Source organism: Kitasatospora sp. NPDC090308, from assembly GCF_044769485.1.
GTDB lineage: Bacteria > Actinomycetota > Actinomycetes > Streptomycetales > Streptomycetaceae > Kitasatospora > Kitasatospora fiedleri.
This window is the reverse complement of sequence record NZ_JBIVXY010000008.1, coordinates 83044-109268: the sequence shown is the minus strand read 5'-3', so window position 1 is coordinate 109268 and position 26225 is coordinate 83044. Positions and strand designations below refer to the sequence as shown.

Here is a 26225-nt window from a genome sequence, read left to right as displayed (position 1 = left end):
GGCACTGCCGTACGGTGCCCGCGACGGCTGTGACGGCCGGGGCTTCCGCGGCGGTTGTGACGGTTGTGGCGGAAACCCCGTTCCCGGGAGCCGCGATCGGATGCATGATGACCGGATGAACGGCACCGACCAGCGCTTCCACGTCATCGTGCTGTCGAACTTCGCCCGGGGCTTCGACAAGTACGCGCTCGCCTACGGCAAGGCGGGAATCCCGGAGAGCACCCACCCGGACCGGTTCCACCTGCTGACCCGTGCGGAACTGAGCATCGGCACCGCCAAGGCGGGCCGCCTGCTGGCGCGGCTGGCCGTCCCCGGCGACCGGCTGCTGGTGCTGGAGACCGCGGTCGACCCCGACGAACTGCGCCCCAACCAGGTCACCGGCCTCGGCGCCGAGCTGCACCGGGACCGCATCCGGCTGTCGGCCGTCCACGAACTCGACCCGGCGCCGGGCGGGAACCCGCCGTCCGGCGAGCCGTTCGTCCTGCGCCCGACCACCGTCGAGGACGCCATGGCCGCCTCGCTGCGCCTCAACCCGGACCTGGCCGACTACGCCGACCTGCGGCCGCGCTCGGTCTCGGTGCTGCCGGTCGCCGCCGCCTGCCAGGCCAAGTGCGCGTTCTGCTTCTCCACCGCCTCGATCTCCAGCGACCAGCCCCCGGCCCGCGTCCCGTGGGACACGGTCGCCTCCTGGCTGGAGCGCGGTCGCGCGGCGGGCGCCGAACGGGCGGTGATCACCGGCGGCGGGGAGCCCACCCTGCTGCCGTTCGACCAGCAGCTGCGGCTGGTGTCCGCCTGCGCCGCCGCCTTCCCCAAGACCGTCCTGATCACCAACGCGCACACCCTGGCCGGGCTCGACCCCGCCGCCCGGGCCGACCGGCTGGCCGCCCTGGCCGCCGCGGGCCTGAGCGTGCTGGCCGTCTCCCGGCACCACCAGGACGACGCCACCAGCGAACGCCTGATGGCGCTGCGCACGCCGGTGGGCGAGGTGGCCGACACCTGGCGCGCCGGACGCGACCGCTGGCCCGGGCTGCGGATGCGGCTGATCTGCGTGCTCCAGCACGGCGGCGTCGCCGACCCGGCGGGCGTCGCCGCCTACCTCTCCTGGGCCGCCGCCCACGGCGTCGAGGAGGTCTGCTTCAAGGAGCTCTACGTCTCCACCAGCACCGAGTCGCTCTACCACGACCACGCCGCCAACCGCTGGAGCCGCGACCACCAGGTGTCGCTGTCCGTCGTCACCCGGTTCGCCGAGCAGCACGGCTTCACCGGGACCGGCCGGCTGCCCTGGGGCGCGCCGGTCCTCGACGGCAGCTGGGACGGCCGCCCGATGCGGATCGCCGCCTACACCGAGCCCAGCCTGCTCTGGGAACGCACCCACGGCACCGTCCGCAGCTGGAACGTCCTGGCCGACGGACGCTGCTACGCCTCCCTGGAGGACCGGGCCAGCGAGATCCACCCGGCACCCGAGGGGGCGGCGGCATGAGGCCCGACGGCACGAGGTCCGACGCCTTCCAGGAGTTCCAGCAGTTCCGGCAGGAGCGGCTCGACGCCGACCCGTCCCTGCTGGACGCCGCCGAGACCAACGTCTACCGGGCGCTCGCCCCGCTGCGCCCCGCGCCGCCCGAGGACGCCGACACCCGGACGGTGTACCGCTGCGACCTCGCCCGCACCTGGCTGCGCCGGTACGACCTGCCGGAGGAGTGGTCCCGCCGCGCCATGGTCGGCCGCGGCGTCCGGCACGGGCTCGGCCTGCTCTTCCCCCGGCTGCGCGCCCGGCGGGCCCGGCTCTGGCTGCCCGCCGACGTCTACCCGGTCTACTTCGACCTGGCCCGCGCCGCCGGACTCGCCCCCGACTCCTACCCGACCCTGCCCGCCCCCGTCCTGCCGCGGTCCGCACCGGACGGCGACCGCCCCGAGTACCTGCTGCTCGCCAACCCCAGCAAGCCGCTCGGCCGCCACCTCACCGACCCCGAGTGCGCCGAACTGACCGCCTGGCTGGAACGGTCGCCGCACCGCCGCCTGCTGATCGACGCCGTCTACGACCTGGGCACCCCGTTCGCCCCCGGCACCCGGCGCCTGCTGGAGACCGGCCGGGCGATCCTGCTGCACTCCGTCACCAAGGGCTGGCTCCGGCCCCGCGCCTTCGGCATCGTCCTGCTCGGCCCCGACGAGCCCGAACTCGCCGACGCCTTCCGGGCCGACCGGCCCGGCCCCGCCCGACTGGCCCTCGCCGAAAGCCTGTTGACCGACCACGCCGACACCCCCCGGCAGGTCGCCGCCGCCCTGGACGCCCGCGCCGAACGGCTCTTCGCCCGGCTCCCGGACGCGGTCCGCGCCGCGATCCCCACCGCCAGCCGCACCAGCCCGGGCAACTACTTCTTCCCCGTCGACACCCCGGCCGAGACCCTCCGCCGCGACCACGGCCTGCTCGCCCTCCCGGCCACCGCCTTCGGCGAGACCCCCTGGCCCGGCTCCGTCCTGACCAGCCTGGCCGACGCGTTCGGCCCCACCCCGGAGGCCACCCGATGAAACCGCTGCAGGACCTCGCCGTCTACGACGACGCCGACTTCTACGACCGGGAGTTCGCCACCCGGACCCACGACGTCCCGTTCTTCCTCGACCGGGCCGTCCGGGCCGGCGGTCCGGTCCTCGAAGTGGCCTGCGGCACCGGCCGCCTCACCCTCCCGATCGCCCGCGCGGGCGTCGACATCACCGGCCTCGACGTCATGCCCTCGATGCTCGCCCGGGCCCGCCGGCGCTCCGCCGCCGAGCAACTGCCCGTCACCTGGCTCGAACAGGACTGCCGCGACATCCGCACCGACCGCCGCTTCGCCCTGGTCTTCTCGGCCACCAACGCGATGCAGCACCTGCACGACCTGGACTCCGTCCTCGCCTTCCTCACCTCGGCCCGCGACGTCCTGCGCCCGGACGGCACCCTGCTCCTGGACGTCTTCAACCCCGCCCCGGCCAAGCTCTCCCGGCTCCCCGACGCCCCCTACCACCACAAGTCCGTCACGGACCTGGACGGCACCGAACTCGACGTCCGCGCCGCCACCGGCTACGACGCCGCCACCCAGGTCCTGCACTTCACCCTCGACTACCTGCGCGAGGGCGAGCGCGTCCGCACCAAGAAGGTCAGCATGCGCTGCTTCTTCCCCGAGGAACTGCTCGCCCTCTGCCGCCTGGCCGGCCTCGACGTCACCGACCGCCACGGCGACTACGACGCGTCCCCGTTCACCGGTACCTCGCCCAAGCAGATCCTGCTCTGCCGCCCGGCCCCCCGCCGCTGAACCGCCGCCCGGCACCTCACCGCCCGGCCAGCACCTCCAGCAGCCTGGTCAGCGACGTCCCCAACCCCCAGCGCCCGGCCAGCCACTCCAACCCCTCCGGATCGCGCGGCACCCGCGGCAACTCCGGCTCGAACGCGGGCAGCGGCACGTCCCTGGCCACCCGCACCACCGTCGGCGCCACGTCCAGGTAGGGGGCCGCTTCGAGGATGTTCCGGCGGCGGGCCGGGGTGAGCCCGGAGGCCGGGTCGGCGGCGGCCGCGCGGACGCCCGCCAGGTCGCCGTACTCCTGGACCAGCTGCGTCGCGGTCTTCTCGCCGATGCCCTTCACGCCCGGCAGCCCGTCGCTGGCGTCCCCGCGCAGGGCGGCGAGATCGGCGTACGAGGAGCCCGGGACGCCGTACTTCCCGCGCAGCGCCGCGTCGTCCATCGTCAGCGCCGAGCCGATGCCCTTCGCCGGGTAGAGCACCGTCACCGCGCGGGCGTCGTCGACCAGTTGGAACAAGTCCCGGTCGCCGGTGACGATCTGCACCGGGCCGGTGGCGCGGGTCGCCAGGGTGCCGATCACGTCGTCGGCCTCGTAGTCGGGCACGCCGACGCGGGCGATGCCGAGTGCGTCCAGCACCTGTTCGATCACCGGGACCTGGGGGGCCAGCGTGTCCGGGACCTCCTCCGCGCCGTCCCGGGCGGCCTCGGCGACCCGGTGGGTCTTGTAGGTCGGGATCAGGTCGACCCGCCACTGCGGGCGCCAGTCGGCGTCCATGCAGGCGACCAGCTGGTCCGGGCCGTGGTCGTGGACCAGGCGGGAGATGAAGTCGAGCAGGCCGCGCACCGCGTTCACCGGCTCGCCCTGCGGGGAGCGGAGCGAATCCGGGACGCCGAAGTAGGCGCGGAAGTAGAGGCTCGCGGTGTCCAGCAGCATCAGCCGGGGCGCGGTCGGGACACTCGGTGCGGTCGGTGCGGTCACCCCCCGATCATGCCGCATCCCCCCGACGGCCCGGGGCTGATCCGCCGTCAGTGCGGGTGCGGGCCCGCCCGGTGCACCGGGCCGTGCGCGTCCGCGCAGTGCTCGCGGGCCTCCTCCTCGGCCGCCGCGGCCGCGCTGTTCGGGGCGATCTGCAGCAGCCCGTCCCGGTCGTCCTCGCCGAGGTGGTCGACCTGGAGGGTGGCGTGGGTGATCCGGTACTCCTCGCGCAGCCGGCGCTGGAGCCCGCGCCGCACCGCGTGGCAGTCGCCGCCCGGGGCGACCAGGATGTGCGCCGACAGCGCGGGCTGGTTGGAGGTGATCTCCCAGATGTGCAGGTCGTGGACCTCCTCCACCTGCGGCGCGGCCACCAGCCGGTCCGCCACCTCGTCCGGGTCGATCCCGGCCGGCGCGGCCTCCAGGAAGATCCGCGCCGAGTCCCGCACCAGCCCGGTCCCGGCCCGCAGCATCAGCGCCACCACCACCAGCGAGGCGATCGCGTCCGCCCGGACGAACCCGGTGAACAGCACCACCGCGCCCGCCACCGCCGTCGCGACGAACGCGTACAGGTCGGTCAGCACGTGCTGGAAGGCGCCCTCCACGTTCAGCGAGGACCGGTTCGCCTTCGACAGGCACCAGGTCGCCGCGACGTTCACCACCACGCCCACCAGCGCCGTCACCAGCACCAGCGACCCCTGCACCTCCGGCGGCGAGACCAGCCGGGTCACCGCCTCGTAGCCCAGCCAGGCCGACAGCACCAGCAGCGTCACCCCGTTCGCCTGCGCGGAGAGGATCTCGGCCCGCTTCAACCCGTACGTGTAACCGCCGCGCGCCGGACGCGCCGCCAGCCGCATCGCCACCAGGGCCAGCCCGATCGAGGCGGCGTCGGTCAGCATGTGCGCCGCGTCCGAGATCAGCGCCAACGAGCGGGCGGCGAAGCCGACCACCACCTCGCCCGCCATGAACGCCACCAGCAGGACCAGCGCGCTCCACAGCCACCTGCGGTCCGCGTCCGCCGCCACCGCGTGGCCGTGCCCGGCGTGCGATCCGTGCCCGTGGTCGTGCTGGTGGTCACTGCCGTGGTCGTGCTCGTGCTCGGCCATCGGGGTCCCTCCGCTCTGGTGTCCGCACCGGAAGTGAACCCCAGATCGGAGGAAGATCCAAAGGCTGCACTGGTGACCGTTGTCGTTCTCCGGTACGCCACCCGGGCCGGGTAGGGTGCGCGGCGCATCCGCGCAGCTCGCGCGGTGATCGGGCGGGGGAGTGGACGTGGTGGCAGGGGACGCGGTGACGGGGGACGCGGTGACGGGGGACGCGGTGGAACGGGTGCCGCTCACGGTGATCGCCCGCGAGTGGGGCCGGATCGGCGTCCTGGGCTTCGGCGGCCCGCCCGCGCACATCCTGCTGCTGCGCCGCCTCTGCGTGGAGCGGCGCGGCTGGATCGCCGCGAGCGAGTTCGAGGACGGCATCGCCGCCACCAACCTGCTGCCCGGACCGGCCTCCACCCAGCTGGCGATCCTCACCGCCTGGCGGCTGCGCGGCACCGCCGGGGCGCTGGTCGGCGGCGCGGCGTTCATCCTGCCCGGACTGGCGCTGATCCTGCTGCTGTCCGGGCTGTTCCTGGCGGGCGACCCGCCGCGCTGGGCGCTCGGCGCCGCCGCGGGCGCGGGCGGAGCGGTCGCCGCCGTCGCCGTCCAGGCCGCCGCCACCCTCGTCCCGGCCAGCCTGGCGCGCTCCGGCCCCGGCCCGGCCCGGGTCCGCTGGACCGCCCACCTGCTGCTCGGCGCCGCCGCCGCGATCCTCACCGGGCCGTGGCTGGTGCTGGTCCTGCTGGCCACCGGCGCCGCCGAGATCGCCTTCCGCCGACGCGGGCACCGGCGCGGGCCCCGGCGCGAGCGCGAACGCGGGCGCACGGGTACGGAGGGAACCAGCCCAACGGGGGACGCCGCGCTGGGCCGACCGGACGCGGACCCGCCGCGCACGCCCGGCACCCCCCGGCGGCCCCCGCGCGCCGCGCCGCCGCTGCTGGTGCCCGGCCTCGCCGCGACCGGCGGCCCGGGCGCGCTCGCGCTGGCCTGGGTCGCGCTCAAGGTCGGGGCGCTGTCCTACGGCGGCGGCTTCGTGATCATCCCGCTGATGCAGCAGGACGCCGTCGAGCGCTACCACTGGATGACCGACGGCCAGTTCCTGAACGCCGTCGCGCTCGGCCAGCTCACCCCCGGCCCGGTGGTGCAGACCGTCTCGGTGGTCGGCTACGCCGCCGCGGGCGTCCCGGGCGGGCTGCTCGCCGCGGCGGTGGCCTTCGCGCCGTCCTTCCTGTTCGTGCTGTTCGGCGCGGCGCACTTCGACCGGCTGCGCGCCGACACCGCCGTCCAGGACTTCCTCACCGGCGCCGGCCCCGCCGTCATCGGCGCGATCGCCGGCTCGGCCCTCCCGCTCGCCCTGGCCCTCGGCCGCCCCTGGCAGTACGCGGTGCTGGCCCTCGCCGCGCTCTGGCTGCTGGTGCTGCGCCGGGGCGTGGTGCCCTGCCTGCTCGGCGCGGCCGGCCTCGGCGTGCTCGCCGCCGTGACCGGGGTCGCGCTGCCCTGAGCCGGGGCGGCCCCCCGCTCCCGGGGCGGACGTCTCAGCGGCTGGGGGAGGCAGCGGCCCCCGGGACGACCGGTCCGACCGGGACGACGACCGGTCCGACCGGCACGACCGGGACGACGACCGGTTCGGCCGGGGCGGTGAGCGGGGCCAGCCGGGTCGCGTGCACCAGGGCGCGGGCCACCCGCAGGTCCTCGCCCTGCTCGGGGTGCCACTGGACGCCGACGGTGAAGCCCGCGCCCTCGACCGCCTCGACGGTGCCGTCCTCGGCGTACGCGCTGACGGTCAGGCCCTCGCCGAGCCTGGCCACCGCCTGGTGGTGGAAGGTCGGGACGGAGAGCGACTCCTCCGGCAGCAGGTCCGCGAGCAGCGTGCCGGGGACCGGCCGGACCGGGTGCCGCCCGTACTCGCCGGGCGCGCCGACGTGGCTCAGCTCCTCGCCGACCACGTCCGGCAGGTGCTGGATCAGCGAGCCGCCGCACACCACGTTCAGCAGCTGCATGCCCCGGCAGATGCCCAGCAGCGGGGTGCCGGCGGCGAGCGCGGCGCGGATCAGCGCGGCCTCCCACAGGTCGCGCTCGGGGGCGCAGGCCACCGTCAGCGGGTGGGGGCGCTCGCCGTACAGGGCCGGGTCGACGTCCTCGCCGCCCGCGATCACCAGGCCGTCCAGCCGGGAGACCACGGCCGCGGCGTGCTCCGGGGCGTCCGGCGGCAGCATCAGGGCGATCCCGCCGGCCTCGCGCACCAGCTCGGGGTAGCGCGCGGGGAGCAGCGCGGAGCGGATGGTGTCCCACCGCCCCCAGGCGGCGTCGGTGAGGAAGGTGCTGATGCCGATCACGGGGCGAGAAGTCATGGCGCGCATTCTGCCGCCCGTGCACGCCCCCCGCCGGGCGACCCACCACCCGCCCGCGCCCCTTCAGGCGCGTGGAGCACAGCTCGCGCCCCCCCGCGGTCGCCCCGGCCCGCCGCCGCCGTGGCCGGAACCACTCCGGAACTCCTCCGGGACCGCCCCGAGAGGCCCCGGGGAGGCGCGAGCGGACGATTCTCACCGGAATCTCATCGCCGGACACCCGTTTGCGGCCCCGCGCTGATTTCCCGCTTATCCGCAGCCGCCTAGGGTCTCTACCGTGAGCGAGCAGCAGATTCCGGCCGGGTGGTACCCGGACCCCGTCGACACCGACAGCGACCCCCGCCCCCAGCGCTGGTGGGACGGCAAGGGTTGGACCGCCGAGACCCGCCCGGCCCCCGCCGACGCCGCGCCCGCCCCGGGCCCGGACGCCGGGGTCGGGGCGGCCGGCCCCGAGGACACCGCCGTCCTGGAGGGCACCGTGCTGAACGCCTCCGGGCAGACCGTGCACTACCCCCCGCTGCCCCCGTACGCCGGGCAGTTCGCGGCGGCCGAGCCGCCCCGCCGCAAGCCGTCCAAGCCGGTCCTGGTGGCCGCCTCGGTCGCCGCCGTGCTCGGCCTCGCGATCGGCTCCGGCGTCACCTACCTGGTGATGGACGGCCATCGGGACGGCACCAAGTCCACGGCCGCCTCCAGCTCGGACGGGCACCGCTACGGCGGAAACGGCGGCACCGGCGGGAACGGCGGCAACGGCAACGGGAACGGCAACGGGAAGGCCAACCCCAGCGACCCGTTCGGCTTCGGCTTCGGCGGCGGCAACGGCCAGGGCGGCAACGGGAACGGCGGCACCGGCGGCACCGGTGGAAACGGCCAGGGCAATGGTCAGGGCAACGGCAACGGGAGCGGGACGAACGCCAAGGCCGCCATCGACATGGTCAACGGGATCTCGCTGCCGATCCCGAGCGGCTGGACCGGCGGCACCAGCACGGAGGGCTACGCCGGCATCTCCACCGGCAGCTACACCTGCGTCGACGGCTCGGACAACTGCTCGCTGGGCGGGGTGTCCACCAGCAAGATCAGCGGCACCGACGCCAAGCAGGCCGCGCAGCAGGACATCGCCGCCGCCGCGAAGGATTCCTACGGCGACCTGAACGGCCACAAGGAGCTGAAGAACGAGGCGGTCACGGTGGCCGGCCGCTCCGGCTACCTGGTGCGCTGGCAGGTCGACGCGGCGAAGGGCAACCCGGGCTACGTGGAGACGGTGGTCTTCCCGACCGCCGACGGCAAGGCGCTGACCGCCGTCCACTTCGGCTTCGACATCGCCGACAAGGCGCCCGGCCTGGACCAGATGGACAGCATCCTGCAGGGCATCACCAAGGTCGACCCCGGCTCCCTCCAGGGCGGCGGTGGCGGCACCACCACCTGACCGCCGCACCCTCCGCCGGCCGCGGCCCGGCGTGCCGCTCCCTCCCGTCCGGGGGAACGGCGCGCCGGGTCGCGGCCGTATCGCGGGGCGGGTCAACTCCCGTTGCGCAGCAGGGTGTTGAGCCGGGCGGCCTGCCGTATCAGGTGGTCCCGCTCGGCCTGCGTGCCGGCCGCGCGGGCGGCCCGGGCGTACAGCTCGGCTGCGGTCGGCAGGTCGCCGGCCCGCTCGTGCAGGTACGCGCGGGCGGCGGTGTGCCGGGGCAGCGCGTCGTCCAGCGCGGCGAGCGCGGCCAGGCCCGCGCGGGGGCCGTCCGCCTCGCCGACCGCGACGGCCCGGTTCAGCCGCACCACGGGGCTGTCCGTCAGCGCGGCCAGCTCGTCGTACCACTCGACGATCTGCACCCAGTCCGTCTCGGCGGCGGTCGGCGCGTCCGCGTGCAGGGCGGCGATCGCCGCCTGGGCCTGGAACTCGCCGAGCCGGTCGCGGGCCAGTGCCGCCTGGAGGACGGCGACGCCCTCGGCGATCGCGGCGGTGTCCCAGCGGGTGCGGTCCTGCTCGGCCAGCGGCACCAGGCTGCCGTCCGGCGCGGTCCGCCCGGCCCGGCGGGCGTGGTGCAGCAGCATCAGCGCCAGCAGGCCGGACACCTCCGGCTGGTCGATCCGGGCCGCCAGCTGCCTGGTCAGCCGGATCGCCTCCGCGGCCAGGTCGACGTCCCCCGAGTAGCCCTCGTTGAAGACCAGGTAGAGCACCCGCAGCACCGTCGCCACGTCTCCCGGCCGGTCCAGCCGCACGCCCGAGACGGTGCGCTTGGCCCGGGAGATCCGCTGCGCCATGGTGGCCTCCGGCACCAGGTACGCCGCGGCGATCTGCCGGGTGGTGAGGCCGCCGACCGCGCGCAGCGTCAGCGCCACCGCCGAGGACGCGCTCAGCGACGGGTGCGCGCACAGGAAGTACAGCCGCAGCGAGTCGTCGGTGTCCGGCACCGGACCGGGCCCGGGCTGCTCGTCCACCAGGTCCTCGCGGCGGCGGCGCGCGGTGTCGGCCCGGGCGGCGTCCAGGAAGCGCCGCCACGCGACGGTGACCAGCCAGCCCTTCGGGTCCCGCGGGGGCTCGTCCGGCCAGCGCCGGACGGCCTCCACCAGGGACTCCTGGACGGCGTCCTCGGCCGCCGCGAAATCGGCCCCGCGACGGACCAGCACGGCCAGCACCTCGGGGGTGAGGACGCGCAGCAGGGCCTCGTCCATCGGCGGGACCGGCGGGGCCGGCGGGACCGGCGTCACCGACGGGTCCGGCGGCTCCGGCCGGTCCCGCCGGACCGGCGGGTTCGGCGGCGAGGACACCGGGGTCACTCCGTGACGGTCGGCGGCTCGGACATGAACGGGCGCAGCTCCAGCCACTCGTGGATGGGCTCGCCGCCCGCGCCCGGCGCCGCCGACAGCTCCGCGGCCAGCTCCAGCGCCCGCTCGTAGCTGTCCACGTCGATCACCATCCACCCGGCGATCAGGTCCTTGGTCTCGGCGAACGGCCCGTCGGTGACCGGCGGCCGGCCCTCGCCGCCGTACTGCACCCACGTCCCCTCGGGCGCGAGCGCCTGGGCGTCCACGAACTCGCCGCTCTGCTCCAGCTTCGCCGCGAAGTCGCGCATGTACTGGATGTGGGCGGTGACCTCCGCGGGCGTCCACCGGTCCATCGGGACGAAGCCCTCGGGGGCCGGCGCGCCGCGGTAGTGCTTCAGCATCAGGTACTTGGCCATCGGTCTCACTCCTAGGTACTGGTGCGGCCCATTGTGGCCGCCTTCACCCCTGGGACGGAGCCGCCGACGGGTTCTCGACACGACCGGCGGAAAAATCTCCGGAAGTTTCTCCGGGTGGTCGTCCGTCGGCCCGGAGCAGCGGGAACGGGTGTTTGACCTCAACCGCGCTTGAAGTCCTACCGTCTCCGTACGACTCGTACGACCACCGCTACGACCACCCGTGCGACCACCCGTGCGACCCGTGCGGAGCGCCGGCTGCGCACCCGAACCCGGAGGGGAACGTCCGTGACGACCCACCAGGGCTCCGACGCCGAACCCGCCGGTCAGCCCGCCGCCTACTGGACGGGCCTCGCCCACGAGGCGCTGATCGGGTACACCCGGGCCGGGCAGGCCGAGAAGGGCCACACCCGGCCGCAGTTCTGGCTGCTGCGCAACCTGTCGGCGAACGACATCTCCCCCGACGGCCGGGGGATGACCCTGGCCGAGCTGCGCCGGGCCATGGCCTCCCACCTCCGGCCCGAGGACGACCTGGCGGCGGAGGCCGGGACCCCGGTGGAACGCGGTTGGCTGAGCCGCGACGCCGAGGACCGGCTGTGGCTCACCCCGGCGGGCGAGCGGGCCCGCGTCGACCCGGCCCGCAACGCGCCCGCGATCCGCGCCGCCCTCCACGCGGGCATCGACGACGCGGACTACGTCGCCACGGTGAAGGTGCTCCAGCGGCTGATCCGCAACGCGGGCGGGACGGCCGTCTGACCGGCCCGCTGACCGAGCCGCGCGGCGGTCGGCCGCGCGGCGCGGAGCCGCCGGAGCTCACAGGAAGGTGTGGCCCTCGCCCCGGTAGGTCGGCACGGTGTCGGTGATCGTGTCGCCCTCGATCAGGTGCAACTGCGGGAAGCGCTCGCACAGTTCGCCCGCCTTCGCGTGCCGGAACCAGACCCGGTCGCCGATCAGCAGGTCGTCCGCGGCCGAGCCCAGCAGCGGCGTCTGCACCTCGCCCGCGCCCTCCTGCGGGTCGTAGCGCAGACCGGCCGGCAGGTACGGGACGGGGGAGCGGTCCGCGCCCGCCGGGCCGGACGCCGGGTAGCCGCCGCCCAGCACCGTCACCACGCCCACCCCGGGGCGCCGCACCACCGGCTGCGCGAACAGCGCCGCCGGACGCCCGTGGAAGGCGCGGTAGTTGTCGAACAGCCGGGGCACGAACAGCCCCGAACCGGCCGCCACCTCGGTCACCGCGCGCTCCGCGACCGTCGACTCCACGCTGCCCGTGCCGCCGCCGTTCACGAACTCCAACTCGGCGACCTCGCGCACCCGTCGGACCACCTCGGCGCGCCGCACCGCCAGCTCCGACCGGGCCTTCGCCTGCATCAGCCGCACCGCCGCCGACCGCAGCGGACGCCCCGGCACCGCGTCCCCGACGCCCGCCACGTGGCCCTCGTACGCCATCAGCCCGACCACCTCGAACCCCCGGCGGCGGCCGACCAGTTCGGCGAACCGGCCGAGCTGCTCGGGCGTCCGCAGCGGCGAGCGCCGCGCGCCCACCCGGAGCCGGCCGCCCAGCAGTTGCAGCGAGGTGTCCAGCTCCAGGCAGACCCGCACCGTCGCCGAGCCCTCCCGGGCCGCGTCGATCAGGTCCAACTGCGCCTCGTCGTCCACCACCACGCTGACCTGCCGCGCCAGCTCCGGGTCCGCGGTCAGCCGCCCGAACCCGGCCCGGTCCGCCGACGGGTACGCCAGCAGCACGTCGGTGAACCCGGACTCCACCAGCCACAGCGTCTCCGCCAGGGTGAAGCTCATCACCCCCGCGAAGCCGTCCGTCCCGAGCACCCGCTCCAGCAGCGCCCGGCACCGCACCGACTTCGACGCCACCCGGATCGGCTTCCCGCCCGCCCGCCGCACCAGGTCCGCGGCGTTCGCGTCGAACGCCGCCAGGTCGACGATGGCCAGCGGCGCGTCCAGGTGCGCCGTCGCCCGGTCGTAGCGGGCCCGGTCGGAGACGGTGCCGCTGGTCGCGGCGGTTTCAACGAGTGCCATGGGCGCAGACTGCCACATCCCCCTACTGGGCGGTAGATCCATCGGGCCCCCAATCCCCGGTGTCGCGTCCGCCCGGCCCCCGCCCGGCCGTTGCCGTCAGCGCCGTTGCCGATGCCGCCGGGGTCACCGTCGCCGGGGTCACCGTCGCCGGGGTCACCGTCGCCGGGGTCACCGAGGTCACCGCCCAGCGCGCCGCCGCCTCCACCGCCGCCACGCCCTCCGCCCTCTCCCGCCAGCCGTCGGAGAGCACCGCCACCAGCGTCCCGGCCCCCACCGCGCCGGTGCTGTTGACCACCCACCGCCCGGTGGCGCTGCGCGGCAGCCAGCCGTTCTTCAACCGGACCCCGCCCCCGCCCCCGCCCGCCGCCGACACGCCCCACGCCTGCTCGGCCACCACCCGCCCCATCAGCGCGGCCAGCCACTCCCGCCCGGGCAGCGCCCCCGCCGCCGCCCCCGGACCCGCCGCCGCCGGACCCGCCCCCACCGGCGCCCCGAAGACCCGTCGCAGCAGCCGCACCCGGTCGCCGGCGGTCGTCCGGGTCAGCCCCCAGTACCCGTCCCGCCCGGCCACGGTCTCCACCAGGCCGAGCGCCCGGTACGCCGCGTCCAGCCCGTCGGCCCCGCCCACCAGCAGGTACAGCTCGCTCGCCGCCGCGTTGTCGCTGCGGACGATCGACAGCTCCGCCAACTCCCGCTGCCCGTCGGTCAGTCCGCCCTCCCCGCCGTGCCGCAGCAGCAGCGCCGCGACCAGGTCGACCTTCACCGTGCTCGCCGTCACGAACAGCCCGCCGCCGCGCACCGCCGCCGCACCCGTCCCGGGCACCACGGCCGCCACCGCCAACCGCCCGCGCCGCTCCACCGGCCACCTCCTCCGCCCGCACCGCCCGCCCGTACCGCCTGCACCAGCCAGGACCGCCCGCCTGCCCGCGCGCCCGCCGCCGGACCCGTCTCCGCGATCCGCCCGAGGTAAACGTGGCATACCCTCACGGGGTGGAGCGCAAGAACATCCCCAACCCCGGGTTCGCCGAGGACGACGGCACCGCCGACCCCGCCCTCGCCGCGGCCCTCGCCGCCTGGCAGCAGGACCCGGCCACCGAGCCCGACCTGCTCGCCGCCCTCACCCCGAGCCGGTTGATGGTGCCCATCGTGGCACTGCTCGGCGAGGTCGAGGTGGGCGCCGACGGGCACAGGCACGAGAAGACCAGCGACATGGCCGTCCCCGTCGTGGAGGCCCCCGACGGCCGCCGCGCCCTGCCCGCCTTCACCTCGCTGGCCACCATGGCCGCCTGGCGCCCGGACGCCCGCCCGGCCCCGACGGTCGCCCCGCAGGCCGCGATGGTGGCCTTCGCCGAGCGCGCCGACACCCTGCTGATCGACCCGGCGGGCCCGGTCACCTACCAGCTGTCCGGCGCCCGCCTGCGCGCCGTCGCGGAGAACCGCCGCCACCTCCCGCCGCACCGCGACCCCGAGGTGCAGCAGGCCCTGCGCACCCTGCTCGCGGCCGAACCCGCCGTCACCGCCGCCCACCTCGCCCCGGACGCCGACGCCGACGCCACCCTGGCCCTGGTCCTGGCCGACCCGGCCGCCGACCCCGCCGCCGTCCAGGCCCTCGCCGCCCGCCTCGGCCCGGCGCTGGTCGCCGACCCGGCCCTCCGCCTCCGCCTCGACCGGGGTCTCCGACTGGCCTTCCTGGCCCGCCACCCGGACCGGCCGCCGTTCTACGCTGCGAACACGAACGAGTGAAGTCGCGCAGCGTCGGTTCGTGTCCGGAGTGGTGCGTTCGGGGGTATGCCGCCCCTCGGTACGTTGAGGTCTCCCGGGCCCGCTGACGACCCGTCAGCGGGCCCCGCACCGAAGGAGACCCCGTGTTCTCCAGGACCAAGCGGACCGCCTTCTCGGCGGCCCTGGCGTTCGCCGCAGCCACCGCCCTCACCGTCGTCGTACCGAGCGGCGAGGCCTACGCCATCAACCACATCGAGTGCAAGGGCGGCGAGAACTACCTCAAGATCTGGTCCCACCTCGACGGCAAGCAGAGCGTGGACTGCTGCGCCAACGCCGGCCGCACGGACTTCGGCAACTGGTGGGTCGACCGGATCTCCGCCGGCAACAACGACCTCATCTCCTACGACGCCAACGGCGACTCGGTGAAGATCACGCGCTGGCACGACATCACCTTCCCCAACCACCCGCCCCGGGTGAAGTCCATCCAGATCCTCTGACCCCGCCCGTCCCGCCCCGCCGCCCATCGTGGCGGCGGGGCGGGACGGCGTCCGGGGGCGTCAGCCGGTGATCGGGCGGACGCCCAGGCGGACGTGGTCGACCGCCCAGTACCAGTTGTTGCCCGCGTCGTACATCCGGAACTTCAGGGTGACCGTCCGGGCCCCGGCGGGGACGGCGAACCGGCGGGTGACGAAGGCGTTCTCGGCGTCCTGGCCGGCGTTGTCGTTGCCGGTGGCGTCGCTGCTGTAGAAGAGCAGCCGGGCCTCCTCGCCGGTGTCGAACACCGCCGTCACGGACGCCTTCTGCGGGGCCTCCTGGCGGTAGTGCGAGTCGAAGGCGAGGTACAGCGAGTCGGTGTCGGCCGGGACGGGGACGGCGGGGGAGACCAGGGTGGAGTCGAACCTGCCCCTGGCCGAGGGGGAGCCGGTGTCGTCCCAGTCGTCGGGGTCGGCGACGGCGAGGACGCCCAGGCCGCGGGTGAAGTTGCCGCGGTCCTGCCCGGCGGGGGCGGACCACGCGCGCTTGGTGTGGAAGGTCCAGCCCTGGAGACGGACGGTGCCCTGCGGCATGCCGGGCGCGTTGACCACCGACCAGCCGGCGGGGGCCTGGGCCGTCCAGCCGAGCACGCCGGAGACCGGGACGAGGGCGGGGGCCAGCGACTCGAAGTCCTCGCCGAGCAGGTACCCGGCCATCGACGGGGCGGTGCGCGCCGCCACCTCGCCGTCGGCGACGGCGTACCGGTCGGCGGCCGTGCCGCGCGCGGTGACCAGCAGCCGGGAGGTGGCGGCGGGCGCCGCGGGCACCTGGACCTCCCACTCGGCGTCGGCGCTCGCGCCCGCGGCCAGCGCGGCGGGCGGCGCGGTGACCACGGTCGGGGCCGGCCACCCGGCGGGCAGCAGCGGGGCGAGTTCCAGGGCGGTCAGGTCGGCGGTCGCGGTGAGCCGGGCCTTCAGCCGGGCGGGTCGGCCCGGCAGCAGGACCGCCTCGTCGACGGTCGCGGACGCCGAGCCCAGCGCGACGTCGAGCAGCAGCGGGTCGGCCAGGCCCATCGCCGGGTCGGTGGACCCGACGGCCTGGTGCGGCAGCCGTCCGGCGCGCCGGAACCGGTAGCGGGCGTCGTCCCGGGCGGTGACCACGACGTCGTACCAACCCTCCTTGCCCACCGGCAGGTTGACCACCGCGGACTCGCCCGAGCCGAGCCGCACCTCGCGCTGCCCGCCGCCGTACGCCAGGTCGCCGATGGTCATCACCCGGCTCACCGGCGTCCGGTTGGCGACCTCCACGGCCAGCTGCCACCCGCCGCCGCCGTCCTCGGAGACCGAGGTCTCGTACGAGCCCGTCGCATCGCCGCGCAGGTGCCACAGCGCGCCGTTCGGGCCGTGCAGGCGCAGGTCGTAGCCGTCGGGGCCGAGCTGCCAGGTGTCGGAGAGCTTGCCCTTGACGCCCACCGTGTAGTGCCGCGGCGCGCTGCCGGGCTCGGGGTAGGCGGCGATCACGGCGCCCTGCCGGCCGGGGTTGGCCAGGTCGAGGGTGAGCACGCCCTTGCGGACCCGGGCCTTGACCTGGAGGTGGTACGGGACGGGCCGGGCGGTGCGGGTGCCGCGCTGCTGCCGCGGGGCCGCCTGCGGCTTCGGGACGGTCGGTGCGGGCAGCTTGCCGGTGTCGGTGACCTTCTGCCGGTTGCCGGAGGTGTCGGGCAGCTCCGGCCAGGCCGGGTCCTGCCCGGAGAAGTCGAAGACGTCGGTGAGGTCGCCGGTGACGGCCCGCCGCCAGGGCGAGATGTTCGGCTCGGCGACGCCGAAGCGCCGCTCCAGCAGCCGGATCACCGAGGTGTGGTCGTACACCGTGGAGTCGACCACGCCGCCGCGGGTCCACGGCGAGACCACCACCATCGGCACCCGCACGCCCAGGCCCATCGGGTACGGCCCGGACACCAGGGTCTCCCCGGCGGGCAGCGTCGCCGACCAGCCCAGCGAGCCGTCCGCGTTCCGCACCCGGTAGCGGCCGTCCTGCCCGACCACCCGGTGGTACGTCGAGCCGCCCTTGCCGACCCGCACCACCACCTCGCCGTCCACCGGGACGGTCGACGCGCCGCGCCCGGCGGCCAGCGGCGGGACGGGCGGCAGCTGGTGGTCGAAGAAGCCGCCGTGCTCGTCGTAGTTGAGGATGAACACGGTCTTCGCCCACACCTCCGGGTTGGCGGCCAGCGCCGCCAGCAGCCGGGCGGTGAGGTGCTCGCCGTTCGGCGGCGCGTAGTTGGCGTGCTCGGACAGCGCGGCGGGCGCGACCAGCCAGGACACCTGCGGCAGCCTGTCGTCGCGCACGTCGTTCGCGAACGCCTCGACCAGCGCGTCGCCCATCGCGAACGGGTCGCCCTTCTTCGCCGGGTCGCCGACCGCCCGCAGCCCGCGCTCGTACAGCGCCGAGCCCGGCTTGGCCTGGATGAAGGAGGTGAACCAGGCGAGCGCGTTGTCGTCGAAGTTGTCCAGCGCCTGGTAGGTGCGCCAGCTGACCCCGGCCCGCTCCAGCCGCTCCGCGTAGGTGGTCCACTCGAAGCCCGCGGCGGGCTCGGAGTTGTCGGTCACCGGCGTGTCGCGGACGGTGCCGCCGCTGGTGCCGGTCATCAGGTGCTCGCGGTTGGTGTTGGTGTTGCACTGCACCGAGGCGTAGTACGCGTCGCAGGTGGTGAACACCGAGGCCAGCGCGTGGTAGAAGGGCATGTCGGCCGACTCGTAGTAGCCCTGGCCGAGCCAGCCCGAGGAGCGCCGGGTGACCGAGCCGTCGGCCAGGCCGTCGTTCCAGGCGTTCATCGAGTCGACGTAGCCGAAGGCCGGCGCGCCCTGCTGGTAGGCGCTGGTGTGGGCGGCGTTCATCGGGTACGGCAGCAGGTAGCCCTCGGGCCGGGACGGGTCGGGCTGGTGGAACACCGGGCGGCCGTTGACGCCGCGCACCGCGGCGCGGTCCCCGAAGCCGCGCACGCCGGGCAGGGTGCCGAAGTAGTGGTCGAACGCCCGGTTCTCCTGCATCAGGACGACCACGTGCTGGATGTCCTCCAGCCTGCCGGGTCGGGCGGGGGCGGCCAGCGCCTGACGGACGCTCAGCGGCAGCGCGGACAGCACGGCCGCGGCGGCGGTACCGCCCAGCAGGGTGCGGCGCGACAGCGCGGGGCTCGGGCGCGACAGTTCGGGACTCATCGGGGCTCCTCGTGCACGGTGCCGGGCTCCGTTGCTCCCGGCCGTGACCATTGGTAGGCGGCACAGGTGGACTGGACCGGTGCGGCGGATGACGCGCGGATGACACCCGAGGCACAACCTGTACAGACATCTTGGCGGGGCTGTCGCGGATGGCCGGTCCGCCCCGCCCGGGGTAATCTTCGCAGGCCGATATCAACCCTTACCGAATCTGGAGTGCAGCATGTCCGAGGACGCCACCCTCCCCGAACTCGTCCGGGCCTGGGTCAGCGGCTGGACGGTCTCCCGCGGCGCCGCCGACCCCGCCCCCGAGCCCTGGGGCTGGAGCATCGACGTCGGCCAGGCCCGCCACGTGCGGCGCCACGTGCTGCCCGCCCCCGCCGAGGCGGACGTCCGCAAGCTCGGCGAGTCCGCGGCCCCCTGGACGTGGCTCAAGCTGTTCGCCGAGGAGGAGCGGGTCCTGCCCTGGATCGGCCCCGGCTGGCACCAGGACGCCCCCGGCCACCTGATGACCGTTCACCTGCGCCCCGAGCGGCCCGCCGTCCCGGCCGGCTACCGGATCACCACCTGGAGCCGCGGCGGCACCGTCCGCGCCCTGATCCGCACCGCCGACGGCGCCTTCGCCGCCCGCGGCCAGGTCGGCCTGGCCCCCGCCACCCCGCTCGGCGGCCGGGTCGACGCCCCGCTGCTCGCCGTCGCCGACCAGATCGAGACCGCCCCCGAGCACCGCCGCCGCGGCCTCGGCTCGCTCCTGATGCGCACCCTGCAGAACGAGGCGCACGCGGCCGGCGCGCGCACCGCCGTGCTGGTCGGCACCACCGAGGGCCGCGCCCTCTACACCAGCCTCGGCTGGACGCCGCGCTCCCCGATGGCCGGCTTCTGGTACGACCCCGCGACGCCCACCGACCGCCCGCACGGCGGCTCCTGACGCAGCGGTGCCCGTCCGGAGGAGTGCGGACTCCGGACGGGCACCGGGCGGGATTCGAGCGAGAGTGGGGAAGTGCGGGGAGGGCGGGAGGGGAAGTGCGGGGAGAGCGGGAGGCTCAGGCGGCGATCAGCAGGCTCCGGCGCGGGGCGATCACCCGGCCGTCCGGCAGCAGCTCGCCGGTGTCGTCGAACAGCAGCACCCCGTTGCAGAGCAGGCTCCAGCCCTGCTCGGGGTGGCGGGCGACCGGAACGGCCGCCTCCCGGTCCGCCGAGTCGGCGGGCGGACACTCGGTTCGGTGCTGGCACATCCTTGTACCTCGCTTCGCTGAAAATCTGAGCCGGTTCAGGTGTGAAACGGCGTCAGCCGGGTAGGACGATTGGTCCGCGACCCGACCGACACCAGTGTCCGGCTCTGCGGGCGCTCGCGCAGCCATTTGGTGACATGCGCCACAGAAGAACCCGCGAGATCACCCGAGCGGGTGGGGGACGGTCCGATCCACGCACGAACGGGCCATGCCGGACCGATCCGATCGGATCAGTGCGGCATGGCCCGTCCGGGTGGTGCGGGTCCACTTCCGGGAGTTGTCAACCGGCCGCCGGGTCCGCCGACCCCGGCGGCACGGTCAACCCGGTCAACGCAATCGGTGTGATCGGTGCGATCAACCGATCAGCGCGGTCGGCCGGGCCGCGGGCGAGCGCTCCAGCCGGGCCAGCAACTCGGCGGCGGGCAGCGCCTGGTGCGCGGCCACCCCGAGCGGGGCGGGGGCCAGCGGGATCAGCAGGTCCTCCCCGGGCTGGCCGCCGTGCAGCCACAGCGCCGAGGCGTAGTGCTCGGGCAGCGGCAGCAGCCGGGGCTCGTACCGCACGGGCGTGCCGTGGGTGAGCTGCCAGGCCTGGCTCAGCGCCCGCACGGTGGAGTCGAGGAACGGGCCGGCGCTCAGGTGGGAGAAGACCGGGCCGTCCGCGCCGTCGACCACCTCGGCGGCGGCCACCACCTCCTCCAGCCCGTCCTCGGTGAACTCCCCGACGGTCAGTGACCCGCGCTCCGCGCGCCGGTCGCCACCGTCGGCGGCCCCGGCCGTGCAGCCGCCGTGCCCGCAGGGCGCGGGTGCCGCGTCGTCGGCGGTGCTCGCGCTGAGCAGGAAGCGCCAGCCCGTGCGGTCGGCCCCGGCCAGCCGGGGCGCGGGCCCGTGCAGGGTGTGGACGGGCAGGGCGAGCAGCGGGCGGAGGCGGCCGGCGCCGCGCGGCGGCACGGCGGCCCAGGGTGGCGCCGCCGCCTCCGCGGGGGCGAGGGCGGAGAGCGCGGCGCGCAGTGCGCCGGCCGGGGGCTGGGGCAGGTGCAGGGTCATGGCTGAGTCGCCTCTCCGTGCGAGATCGGCGCGCCGTTGCGGCATACCGGCACGGCACCGACATGAGGGAGGTCTGGCCGTGTCCGGTTGTGCGTGGGGCGCCGAGTGGGTGGGCGGGTCGTCGACGAGATCCCTCGACATCGGGGGCGACTCGGACGGCCTGGACCGGGCCTGAGCGGCGTGCGAATTCCATTCGAACAGGTGCGCAGGGTGACCTTCATATCACGTTCAGTTGCCCGTTTCAAGTCGAGGAATCGCTGACGGAGCGTCAGGATCACTGTCTCGCGCGGGTGTTCGCATCGTGGGCTATCGATCTTCGACCTGGGCATGATGCTCAGGCACTGTCGACCGAGGGGAGGGAAGGCACCCGTGGGAGAGAAGGTCGTGGCGACCCGGGCGGAGCTGGCCGACCGGCAGCTGTACCGCCGCAAGCTCCAGTCCTGCCTGGACGTGCTGGGGCGGATGCTCAGGGAGGAGCGGTTCGACCGGCCGAAGGCGATGATGGGCCTGGAGATCGAGCTGAACCTGGCCGACGACCGGGGGCTCCCGGTGCTCGGCAACGAGCGGGTGCTGGAGGCGATCTCCTCCCCCGACTTCCAGACCGAGCTGGGCCGGTTCAACATCGAGGTCAACGTCGCCCCGCGCCGCCTGGGCGGCCACGTGTTCGAGGACCTGCGGGAGGAGCTCGACACCGGCCTGCGCTACGCCGACCGCCGGGCCGCCGACGCGGGGGCCCGGATCGTGATGGTCGGCATCCTGCCGACCCTCGGCCTCGAACACGCCGGGCTGGACGCGATGAGCCGCAACAACCGCTACAGCCTGCTCAGCGACCAGATCATGGCCGCCCGCGGCGAGGACATCGCGCTCGACATCGACGGGGTGGAGCGCCTGGCCGTCGACTCGGTGTCGATGGTCGCCGAGGCCGCCGCCACCTCGCTGCAACTCCACCTCCAGGTCACCCCCGCCCGGTTCGCCTCGGTGTGGAACGCGGCCCAGGCGATCTGCGGCGCGCAGCTCGCGCTCGGCGCCAACTCCCCGTTCCTGTTCGGCCGCGAGCTGTGGCGCGAGACCCGCCCGGTGCTGTTCCAGCAGGCCTGCGACACCCGCTCGGCCGAGCTCAAGGCGCAGGGCGTGCGCCCCATCACCTGGTTCGGGGAGCGCTGGGTCGACTCCGCGCTCGACCTGTTCGCCGAGAACCTGCGGTACTTCCCGGCCCTGCTGCCGATCTGCGACGACGAGGACCCGGTCAAGGTGCTGGCCTCCGGCGGCGTGCCCCGGCTCGGCGAGATGCGGCTGCACAACGGCACCGTCTACCGCTGGAACCGCCCCGTGTACGACGTCTCCGACGGCGTCGCCCACCTGCGGGTGGAGAACCGCTGCCTCCCCGCCGGCCCGACCGTCGTCGACACCCTGGCCAACGCCGCCTTCTACTACGGCCTGGTCCGGGCGCTGGCCGAACAGCCCCGCCCGATCTGGACCAGGCTCCCCTTCGAACGGGCCGACCAGAACTTCCAGAACGGCGCCCGGCACGGCATCGACGCCGTCCAGTGGTGGCCCCGCAGCGGCCGCGGCGCCCGTGGCGGGGTCGAACTCCCGGCCACCGACCTGGTGCTGAACGAACTGCTGCCGCTCGCCCACCAGGGCCTGGACGAGTGGGGCATCGAGCCCCGCGACCGGGACCGCTACCTCGGCATCATCGAGCAGCGCTGCCTGCGCCGCACCAACGGCGCCGCCTGGCAGGCCGCCACCGTCCACCGGCTGCGCGAGCACCACGGCCTCGGCCCGAACGAGGCGATCGCCGCGATGACCCGCCGCTACATCGAGTGCATGCGCACCGGCGAACCGGTGCACACCTGGCCGGTCGCCTGACCCCGTCCCCCGTCCCCGCGGCGGCCCCGGCCCGCGCGGCGGCGTTTCACGGGAGCCTCATCTTCCTGTGAAAGGATGATCGGCCCGGGGCGGCCGCACGCCCCGGGCCGATCGTCCGCCCCCGGGAGAACCGTGACCACCGCCTCGGCCGAGCCCGCCACCACGCCCCAGACCCCCTCGCGCCGGCTGCTCGCCGCCGAACTGCTGATCGTCCTCGGCCTCTCCCTCGGCGCCAGCGGCATCAGCTCGCTGATCAGCTTCGTCGGCTCGCTCACCGAACCCGCCGCGCTCGGCAGCCAGGTCGCCACCCTCAACGCCTCCCGCGCCCCCGGCCGCCCCTGGCTCGACCTGGCCTGGCAGCTCTACTACGTCGCCCGCGGCCTGATGCCCGTCGTCCTGGTCGGCTACCTGCTGGTCCGCGAGGGCGCCGCGCTGCGCGCCCTCGGCTTCGACCTGACCCGCAAGCTCTCCGACCTCGGCCGCGGCGCGGTGGTCGCGGCCTGCATCGGCGGTTCCGGCCTGGCCCTCTACCTCGGCGCCCGGGCCGCCGGGTTCAACCTCACCGTCGCCCCCTCCGGCCTGCCCGACGTCTGGTGGCGGATCCCGGTCCTGGTCGCCTCCGCCTGGCAGAACGCCATCCTGGAGGAGGTCGTGGTGGTCGGCTACCTGCTGCGCCGGCTGCACCAACTCGGCTGGGGCTGGCCCGCGGCGATCGCCGCCAGCGCGGTGCTGCGCGGTTCCTACCACCTCTACCAGGGCGTCGGCGGCCTGGTCGGCAACATGGTGATGGGCGTGGTCTTCTGCCTGCTCTACCGCCGCTGGCAGCGGGTCGGCCCGCTGGTCGCCGCGCACGCCCTGATCGACACCACCGCCTTCGTCGGCTACGCCCTGCTGGCCGGCCACGTCAGCTGGCTGCCCTGACCCGCCCGTCCCCGCCGCTACGCTCCACGACCCGATACCTGACGCACCGTCACCGCGCGGCGGTAGGGTGGTTCCGACGAGCACGGCTACGCGGAACGGGGGAGCGGCAGATGGACGGACAATCGAGCCGGCACGGCGATCGGGTGAGCCGGGTGGCGGACGCCCTGCACAAGCTCACCGGCCGCCCGCCGGTGGTCGACCGCACCCGCACCGGCGCCACCCGGCTCTCCGTCGGGGTCGGCGAGCACCCCGACCGCACCCAGACCCTGGCCGTGCTGCGCGTCCTCAGCCTCGGCGACCGCTTCGGCCACAGCGACAACGCCCGCTGGGAGCGGGTCTGGGTCGAGATCGCCGATGACACCCCGGCCGCCGACGCCAAGGCCGCTGACGCCAAAGCCGCCGACACCCCGGACGCCGACCGTCCGGAACCGCCCCGGGGCTGAACCGCGCCGACGTTTTCCGGTGCTCCGGCGTCCGGGTGTTCCGGCGTCCGGGCCTCAGCAGGCCCACGGGTTCGGCCAGGCCCGCGAGGGCGGGCGCCGCAGCAGCCGCTCCACGTGCTCGCGCTGCAAGCCCTGCGCGGGGTCGACCGGCAGCAGCAGCCGGTCCGCCCGCAGCACGCTGCGCCGCACCAGCCGCGGCGGGATGCAGTCGTCCACCCAGGCGAACGGGCGGCCCTGCGCGTGCCGCAGGATCGGCGCCCACTTGGCGGCCGAGAACAGCTCCATCAGCGGCACCCGGGGGTCGCCGGGCTGCGGCACGTACCCGCTGAACACCACCACCGGCAGCTCGGGCAGCCCGAGCAGCGGGGCGATGTGCTCGTTGGCCCGCTCCTCCCAGGTGGTGGCCCAGACGAGCTCGTAGCGGTCGGCCAGTTCGCGCAGCCAGTCACCGTGGCGAGGTGACAGCAGGACGGAGTAGCCCAGCAGGGTGTGGGCGTCGAAGTCGTCGTCGGGGGACGGGAACACCGGGTTCAGCACCCCGTCGACGTCCAGGTACAGCAGTGGCTTGCCCATGCGGCGGTCTCCCCGGGGGTCGCGGCCAATTACCTGGTCGGACGAAGCGCGGCCCCGGGAGGTTGCAAGCTGTCAGCGGCTGTCACCCGGAAGTGACGGGTTCCGGTTCCGGCGCGCGGGACGCCGGCCCGGCGACCGCCCGCTCCAACCGCCGCACCTCCGGCACCAGCCCGGCCAGCGCCGCGCAGACCAGCGCGCACCCCCACAGCGCCCCGGACAGGCCGAACGCCGCCGCGGCCGGACCGGCCAGCGCGCTGCCCAGCGGCAGCAGCGCGAACGAGCCGAACGCGTCGTACGCCGACATCCGGGACAGCAGCTCCTCCGGCACCTCCTGCTGCAACGTCACCATCCAGCCCACGATGAACACCGTGGTGCCCGCCCCCGCCAGGAACATCGCCACCGCCACCGGCACCAGCGGCCACCCCAGCGCCAGCGCCAGCGGCGGCAGCCCGAACAGGAACACCCCGCCGTTGCCCACCAGCAGCAGCCGGCGCGGCTGCCAACGCGTCATCAGCGGGCCCGCCGCCAGCATGCCGACGCTCAGCGCCGCCATCGCCGCGCCCCACGCCCCGGCGCCGCCCATCCGGTCCTCGGCCACCACCGGCCCGTACACCGCCTCCACCGCGAGCACGCAGGCGTTCGTCACCCCGAACTGCACCACGACCGCCCACAGCCACCGCCGGGCGCGGAACTCCCGCCAGCCGACCCGCAGTTCGTGCACCAGCCCGGGCCCGCCAGGGCCCCGGTCGGCGGCCACCTGCTCCAGGCCGGCCCGCAGCGCCGCCGCGACGGCGAAGCACGCCGCGTCGCCCGCCAGCACCCAGCCGGGGCCGACCGCCGCGACCAGCACGCCGCCGAGCGCCGCACCGGCGATCGAAGCGCCGTTCACCGCCATCTTGAACACCGAGAACGCCTTCGCGGCGTGCTCCGCCGGCACCGCCCGCAGGATCACGCCCTCCGCGGCCGGCGCGTAGAACGCCTGCCCGGCCCCGCCCGCCGCCGAGAGCGCCATCAGCGCCCACAGATTCGGCTGCCCGAACAGCACCAGCGCCGCCAGCACCGCCTGCGAACCGGCGTTGAACACGTTCGCCCCGACCATCACCAGATGCCGCGGCAACCGGTCCGCGACCGCCCCGCCCACCAGCAGCAGCACCACCAACGGCACCGTCCGGGCCGCCGTCACGTACCCCACCTCGGCACTGCCCCACCCGGCCCCGGAGTGCAGCACGGCGAACGCGGTGGCGATCGGCGCCGCGGCGTTGCCGAGCCCGCTCACCACCGCCGCAGCGCTCTGAACGCGGTAATTACGGCCCGCCCAGGCCGGATCGAGGAAACCCACCGCCCGACGATGCCCCCGCCGCACCCCCGCTGTCCAGCGCTTTTCCCACCGGCGAAACCCACCCACGCAACCGGCCGCCCAACCGAAGCCGGACGGCACGCCCCCGGACGACCCCGGCCCTTGGCACCCTCGCCGGAGGCGGTTTCGGCCCGGCTGTCTCCGGAGGTGCCTGATCGGTGTGGCACCGGGCGGTCCCGGGCCGTTGTCTCTCCCCTCCCGCCCGGGCCCCGCCGGGGGCAGTGTCAGCCCAGTTACTCCCGGAGGAGACTGATGGTCTGGCCCCGGGCGGTCTCGTCCCTCGCACCCTCGCCGGGGGCGGTGTCAGCCCAGGTGGCCCCAGAGGAGGCTGATGGTGCGGCGCCAGGCGGTCTCGGGCCGTTGTCTCTCCCCTCCCGCCCGGGCCCCCCGCCAGGGGCGGTGTCAGCCCAGGTGGCCCCAGAGGAGGCTGATGGTGCGGCGCCAGGCGGTCTCGGGCCGTTGTCTCTCCCCTCCCGCCCGGGCC

General features: G+C 75.4%; 24 protein-coding genes. 12 read left to right on the top strand and 12 right to left on the bottom strand.

Annotation, left to right across the window (positions count from 1 at the left end; all coding sequences use genetic code 11):
* Positions 1-115: 115 nt before the first annotated feature.
* From ACIQVD_RS20035 to ACIQVD_RS20025, 3 genes are read left to right on the top strand one after another with little or no spacing between them, the layout of a single operon-like run.
* Positions 116-1480, top strand: a complete 1365-nt coding sequence (locus ACIQVD_RS20035; protein ID WP_402290837.1) for a radical SAM protein — start codon at positions 116-118, stop codon at positions 1478-1480.
* On the top strand, positions 1477-2526 hold the full coding sequence (locus tag ACIQVD_RS20030; protein WP_402290835.1) for an aminotransferase class I/II-fold pyridoxal phosphate-dependent enzyme: 1050 nt from the start codon (positions 1477-1479) through the stop codon (positions 2524-2526). Before ACIQVD_RS20035 ends, ACIQVD_RS20030 begins: the two co-directional genes overlap by 4 nt.
* Positions 2523-3287 carry a class I SAM-dependent methyltransferase gene (locus tag ACIQVD_RS20025; RefSeq protein ID WP_400679700.1) on the top strand — a complete coding sequence of 255 codons (765 nt, stop codon included), beginning with the start codon at positions 2523-2525 and terminating at the stop codon, positions 3285-3287. Before ACIQVD_RS20030 ends, ACIQVD_RS20025 begins: the two co-directional genes overlap by 4 nt.
* A 16-nt stretch (positions 3288-3303) precedes the next feature.
* Here the strand turns inward: ACIQVD_RS20025 and ACIQVD_RS20020 are convergent, their stop codons facing one another.
* Both ACIQVD_RS20020 and ACIQVD_RS20015 read right to left on the bottom strand, forming a co-directional pair.
* Positions 3304-4206: a 5'-3' exonuclease H3TH domain-containing protein gene (locus ACIQVD_RS20020; RefSeq protein ID WP_400679937.1), complete on the bottom strand. Its 903-nt coding sequence runs from the start codon at positions 4204-4206 to the stop codon at positions 3304-3306.
* A 92-nt stretch (positions 4207-4298) separates the two neighbouring features.
* On the bottom strand, positions 4299-5351 hold the full coding sequence (locus ACIQVD_RS20015) for a cation diffusion facilitator family transporter (protein ID WP_400679702.1): 1053 nt from the start codon (positions 5349-5351) through the stop codon (positions 4299-4301).
* 169 nt (positions 5352-5520) lie between these two features.
* Between ACIQVD_RS20015 and ACIQVD_RS20010 the strand changes: the two genes are divergently transcribed.
* Complete coding sequence (locus ACIQVD_RS20010) at positions 5521-6837, top strand: chromate transporter (protein ID WP_402290832.1); 1317 nt, start codon at positions 5521-5523, stop codon at positions 6835-6837.
* 34 nt (positions 6838-6871) lie between these two features.
* Here the strand turns inward: ACIQVD_RS20010 and ACIQVD_RS20005 are convergent, their stop codons facing one another.
* Entirely contained in the window at positions 6872-7687 is an 816-nt protein-coding gene (locus ACIQVD_RS20005) for a gamma-glutamyl-gamma-aminobutyrate hydrolase family protein (RefSeq protein ID WP_400679708.1), read from the bottom strand.
* Positions 7688-7961: 274 nt separating this feature from the next.
* Between ACIQVD_RS20005 and ACIQVD_RS20000 the strand changes: the two genes are divergently transcribed.
* The gene (locus ACIQVD_RS20000) at positions 7962-9107 is read left to right on the top strand and encodes a DUF2510 domain-containing protein (protein ID WP_402290829.1); all 1146 of its coding nucleotides are present in this window, start codon (positions 7962-7964) and stop codon (positions 9105-9107) included.
* Between the two features lie 92 nt (positions 9108-9199).
* Here ACIQVD_RS20000 and ACIQVD_RS19995 read toward each other — a convergent pair whose 3' ends face one another.
* Complete coding sequence (locus tag ACIQVD_RS19995) at positions 9200-10351, bottom strand: RNA polymerase sigma factor (protein WP_402290827.1); 1152 nt, start codon at positions 10349-10351, stop codon at positions 9200-9202.
* A gap of 101 nt (positions 10352-10452) precedes the next feature.
* Entirely contained in the window at positions 10453-10860 is a 408-nt protein-coding gene (locus ACIQVD_RS19990; RefSeq protein WP_400679712.1) for a YciI family protein, read from the bottom strand.
* A 285-nt stretch (positions 10861-11145) separates the two neighbouring features.
* Between ACIQVD_RS19990 and ACIQVD_RS19985 the strand changes: the two genes are divergently transcribed.
* Positions 11146-11613 carry a MarR family transcriptional regulator gene (locus ACIQVD_RS19985; protein ID WP_402290825.1) on the top strand — a complete coding sequence of 156 codons (468 nt, stop codon included), beginning with the start codon at positions 11146-11148 and terminating at the stop codon, positions 11611-11613.
* Positions 11614-11670: 57 nt separating this feature from the next.
* Here the strand turns inward: ACIQVD_RS19985 and ACIQVD_RS19980 are convergent, their stop codons facing one another.
* Both ACIQVD_RS19980 and ACIQVD_RS19975 read right to left on the bottom strand, forming a co-directional pair.
* Positions 11671-12891 (bottom strand): alanine racemase, encoded by a 1221-nt coding sequence (locus ACIQVD_RS19980; RefSeq protein ID WP_100839249.1) that lies wholly within the window; start codon positions 12889-12891, stop codon positions 11671-11673.
* Between the two features lie 22 nt (positions 12892-12913).
* Positions 12914-13750, bottom strand: a complete 837-nt coding sequence (locus ACIQVD_RS19975; RefSeq protein WP_402290821.1) for a serine hydrolase — start codon at positions 13748-13750, stop codon at positions 12914-12916.
* A gap of 131 nt (positions 13751-13881) precedes the next feature.
* Between ACIQVD_RS19975 and ACIQVD_RS19970 the strand changes: the two genes are divergently transcribed.
* Together ACIQVD_RS19970 and ACIQVD_RS19965 are read left to right on the top strand one after the other, a co-directional pair.
* Positions 13882-14634 carry an SseB family protein gene (locus ACIQVD_RS19970; protein WP_402290819.1) on the top strand — a complete coding sequence of 251 codons (753 nt, stop codon included), beginning with the start codon at positions 13882-13884 and terminating at the stop codon, positions 14632-14634.
* Between the two features lie 122 nt (positions 14635-14756).
* Positions 14757-15110, top strand: coding sequence for a beta/gamma crystallin domain-containing protein (locus tag ACIQVD_RS19965; protein ID WP_402290816.1), 354 nt, complete (start codon positions 14757-14759; stop codon positions 15108-15110).
* 60 nt (positions 15111-15170) lie between these two features.
* On the opposite strand, the gene ACIQVD_RS19960 is transcribed toward ACIQVD_RS19965, so the two are convergent.
* A complete protein-coding gene (locus ACIQVD_RS19960; protein ID WP_402290814.1) occupies positions 15171-18305 on the bottom strand; it encodes a phosphocholine-specific phospholipase C in 3135 nt (1044 codons plus the stop codon).
* A 220-nt stretch (positions 18306-18525) separates the two neighbouring features.
* Between ACIQVD_RS19960 and ACIQVD_RS19955 the strand changes: the two genes are divergently transcribed.
* Entirely contained in the window at positions 18526-19230 is a 705-nt protein-coding gene (locus ACIQVD_RS19955; RefSeq protein WP_400679726.1) for a GNAT family N-acetyltransferase, read from the top strand.
* 115 nt (positions 19231-19345) lie between these two features.
* Here the strand turns inward: ACIQVD_RS19955 and ACIQVD_RS19950 are convergent, their stop codons facing one another.
* Both ACIQVD_RS19950 and ACIQVD_RS19945 read right to left on the bottom strand, forming a co-directional pair.
* Positions 19346-19537, bottom strand: coding sequence for a DUF5999 family protein (locus ACIQVD_RS19950; protein ID WP_100839244.1), 192 nt, complete (start codon positions 19535-19537; stop codon positions 19346-19348).
* Between the two features lie 351 nt (positions 19538-19888).
* Complete coding sequence (locus tag ACIQVD_RS19945; RefSeq protein ID WP_400679730.1) at positions 19889-20578, bottom strand: hypothetical protein; 690 nt, start codon at positions 20576-20578, stop codon at positions 19889-19891.
* Positions 20579-20947: 369 nt separating this feature from the next.
* Here ACIQVD_RS19945 and ACIQVD_RS19940 point away from each other — a divergent pair, with 369 nt between their 5' ends.
* The 3 genes from ACIQVD_RS19940 to ACIQVD_RS19930 all read left to right on the top strand — a co-directional run bounded on the left by ACIQVD_RS19940 (position 20948) and on the right by ACIQVD_RS19930 (position 23811).
* Positions 20948-22447 (top strand): glutamate--cysteine ligase, encoded by a 1500-nt coding sequence (locus ACIQVD_RS19940; protein ID WP_400679733.1) that lies wholly within the window; start codon positions 20948-20950, stop codon positions 22445-22447.
* 132 nt (positions 22448-22579) lie between these two features.
* Positions 22580-23368, top strand: a complete 789-nt coding sequence (locus ACIQVD_RS19935; RefSeq protein ID WP_402290810.1) for a CPBP family intramembrane glutamic endopeptidase — start codon at positions 22580-22582, stop codon at positions 23366-23368.
* Positions 23369-23478: 110 nt separating this feature from the next.
* Positions 23479-23811 (top strand): hypothetical protein, encoded by a 333-nt coding sequence (locus ACIQVD_RS19930; RefSeq protein WP_402290808.1) that lies wholly within the window; start codon positions 23479-23481, stop codon positions 23809-23811.
* Positions 23812-23865: 54 nt separating this feature from the next.
* Here ACIQVD_RS19930 and ACIQVD_RS19925 read toward each other — a convergent pair whose 3' ends face one another.
* The gene (locus ACIQVD_RS19925) at positions 23866-24384 is read right to left on the bottom strand and encodes an HAD domain-containing protein (RefSeq protein ID WP_100839241.1); all 519 of its coding nucleotides are present in this window, start codon (positions 24382-24384) and stop codon (positions 23866-23868) included.
* Between the two features lie 82 nt (positions 24385-24466).
* Entirely contained in the window at positions 24467-25723 is a 1257-nt protein-coding gene (locus ACIQVD_RS19920; RefSeq protein WP_402290804.1) for an MFS transporter, read from the bottom strand.
* Between the last annotated feature and the right edge of the window lie 502 nt (positions 25724-26225).

Coding starts and splice junctions, on each gene's coding strand:
- ACIQVD_RS20035 (WP_402290837.1), top strand. CDS start 116: ATGAACGGCACCGACCAGCGCTTCCACGTCATCGTGCTGTCGAACTTC.
- ACIQVD_RS20030 (WP_402290835.1), top strand. CDS start 1,477: ATGAGGCCCGACGGCACGAGGTCCGACGCCTTCCAGGAGTTCCAGCAG.
- ACIQVD_RS20025 (WP_400679700.1), top strand. CDS start 2,523: ATGAAACCGCTGCAGGACCTCGCCGTCTACGACGACGCCGACTTCTAC.
- ACIQVD_RS20020 (WP_400679937.1), bottom strand. CDS start 4,206: ATGCTGCTGGACACCGCGAGCCTCTACTTCCGCGCCTACTTCGGCGTC.
- ACIQVD_RS20015 (WP_400679702.1), bottom strand. CDS start 5,351: ATGGCCGAGCACGAGCACGACCACGGCAGTGACCACCAGCACGACCAC.
- ACIQVD_RS20005 (WP_400679708.1), bottom strand. CDS start 7,687: ATGACTTCTCGCCCCGTGATCGGCATCAGCACCTTCCTCACCGACGCC.
- ACIQVD_RS19995 (WP_402290827.1), bottom strand. CDS start 10,351: ATGGACGAGGCCCTGCTGCGCGTCCTCACCCCCGAGGTGCTGGCCGTG.
- ACIQVD_RS19990 (WP_400679712.1), bottom strand. CDS start 10,860: ATGGCCAAGTACCTGATGCTGAAGCACTACCGCGGCGCGCCGGCCCCC.
- ACIQVD_RS19980 (WP_100839249.1), bottom strand. CDS start 12,891: ATGGCACTCGTTGAAACCGCCGCGACCAGCGGCACCGTCTCCGACCGG.
- ACIQVD_RS19960 (WP_402290814.1), bottom strand. CDS start 18,305: ATGAGTCCCGAACTGTCGCGCCCGAGCCCCGCGCTGTCGCGCCGCACC.
- ACIQVD_RS19955 (WP_400679726.1), top strand. CDS start 18,526: ATGTCCGAGGACGCCACCCTCCCCGAACTCGTCCGGGCCTGGGTCAGC.
- ACIQVD_RS19950 (WP_100839244.1), bottom strand. CDS start 19,537: ATGTGCCAGCACCGAACCGAGTGTCCGCCCGCCGACTCGGCGGACCGG.
- ACIQVD_RS19945 (WP_400679730.1), bottom strand. CDS start 20,578: ATGACCCTGCACCTGCCCCAGCCCCCGGCCGGCGCACTGCGCGCCGCG.
- ACIQVD_RS19930 (WP_402290808.1), top strand. CDS start 23,479: ATGGACGGACAATCGAGCCGGCACGGCGATCGGGTGAGCCGGGTGGCG.
- ACIQVD_RS19925 (WP_100839241.1), bottom strand. CDS start 24,384: ATGGGCAAGCCACTGCTGTACCTGGACGTCGACGGGGTGCTGAACCCG.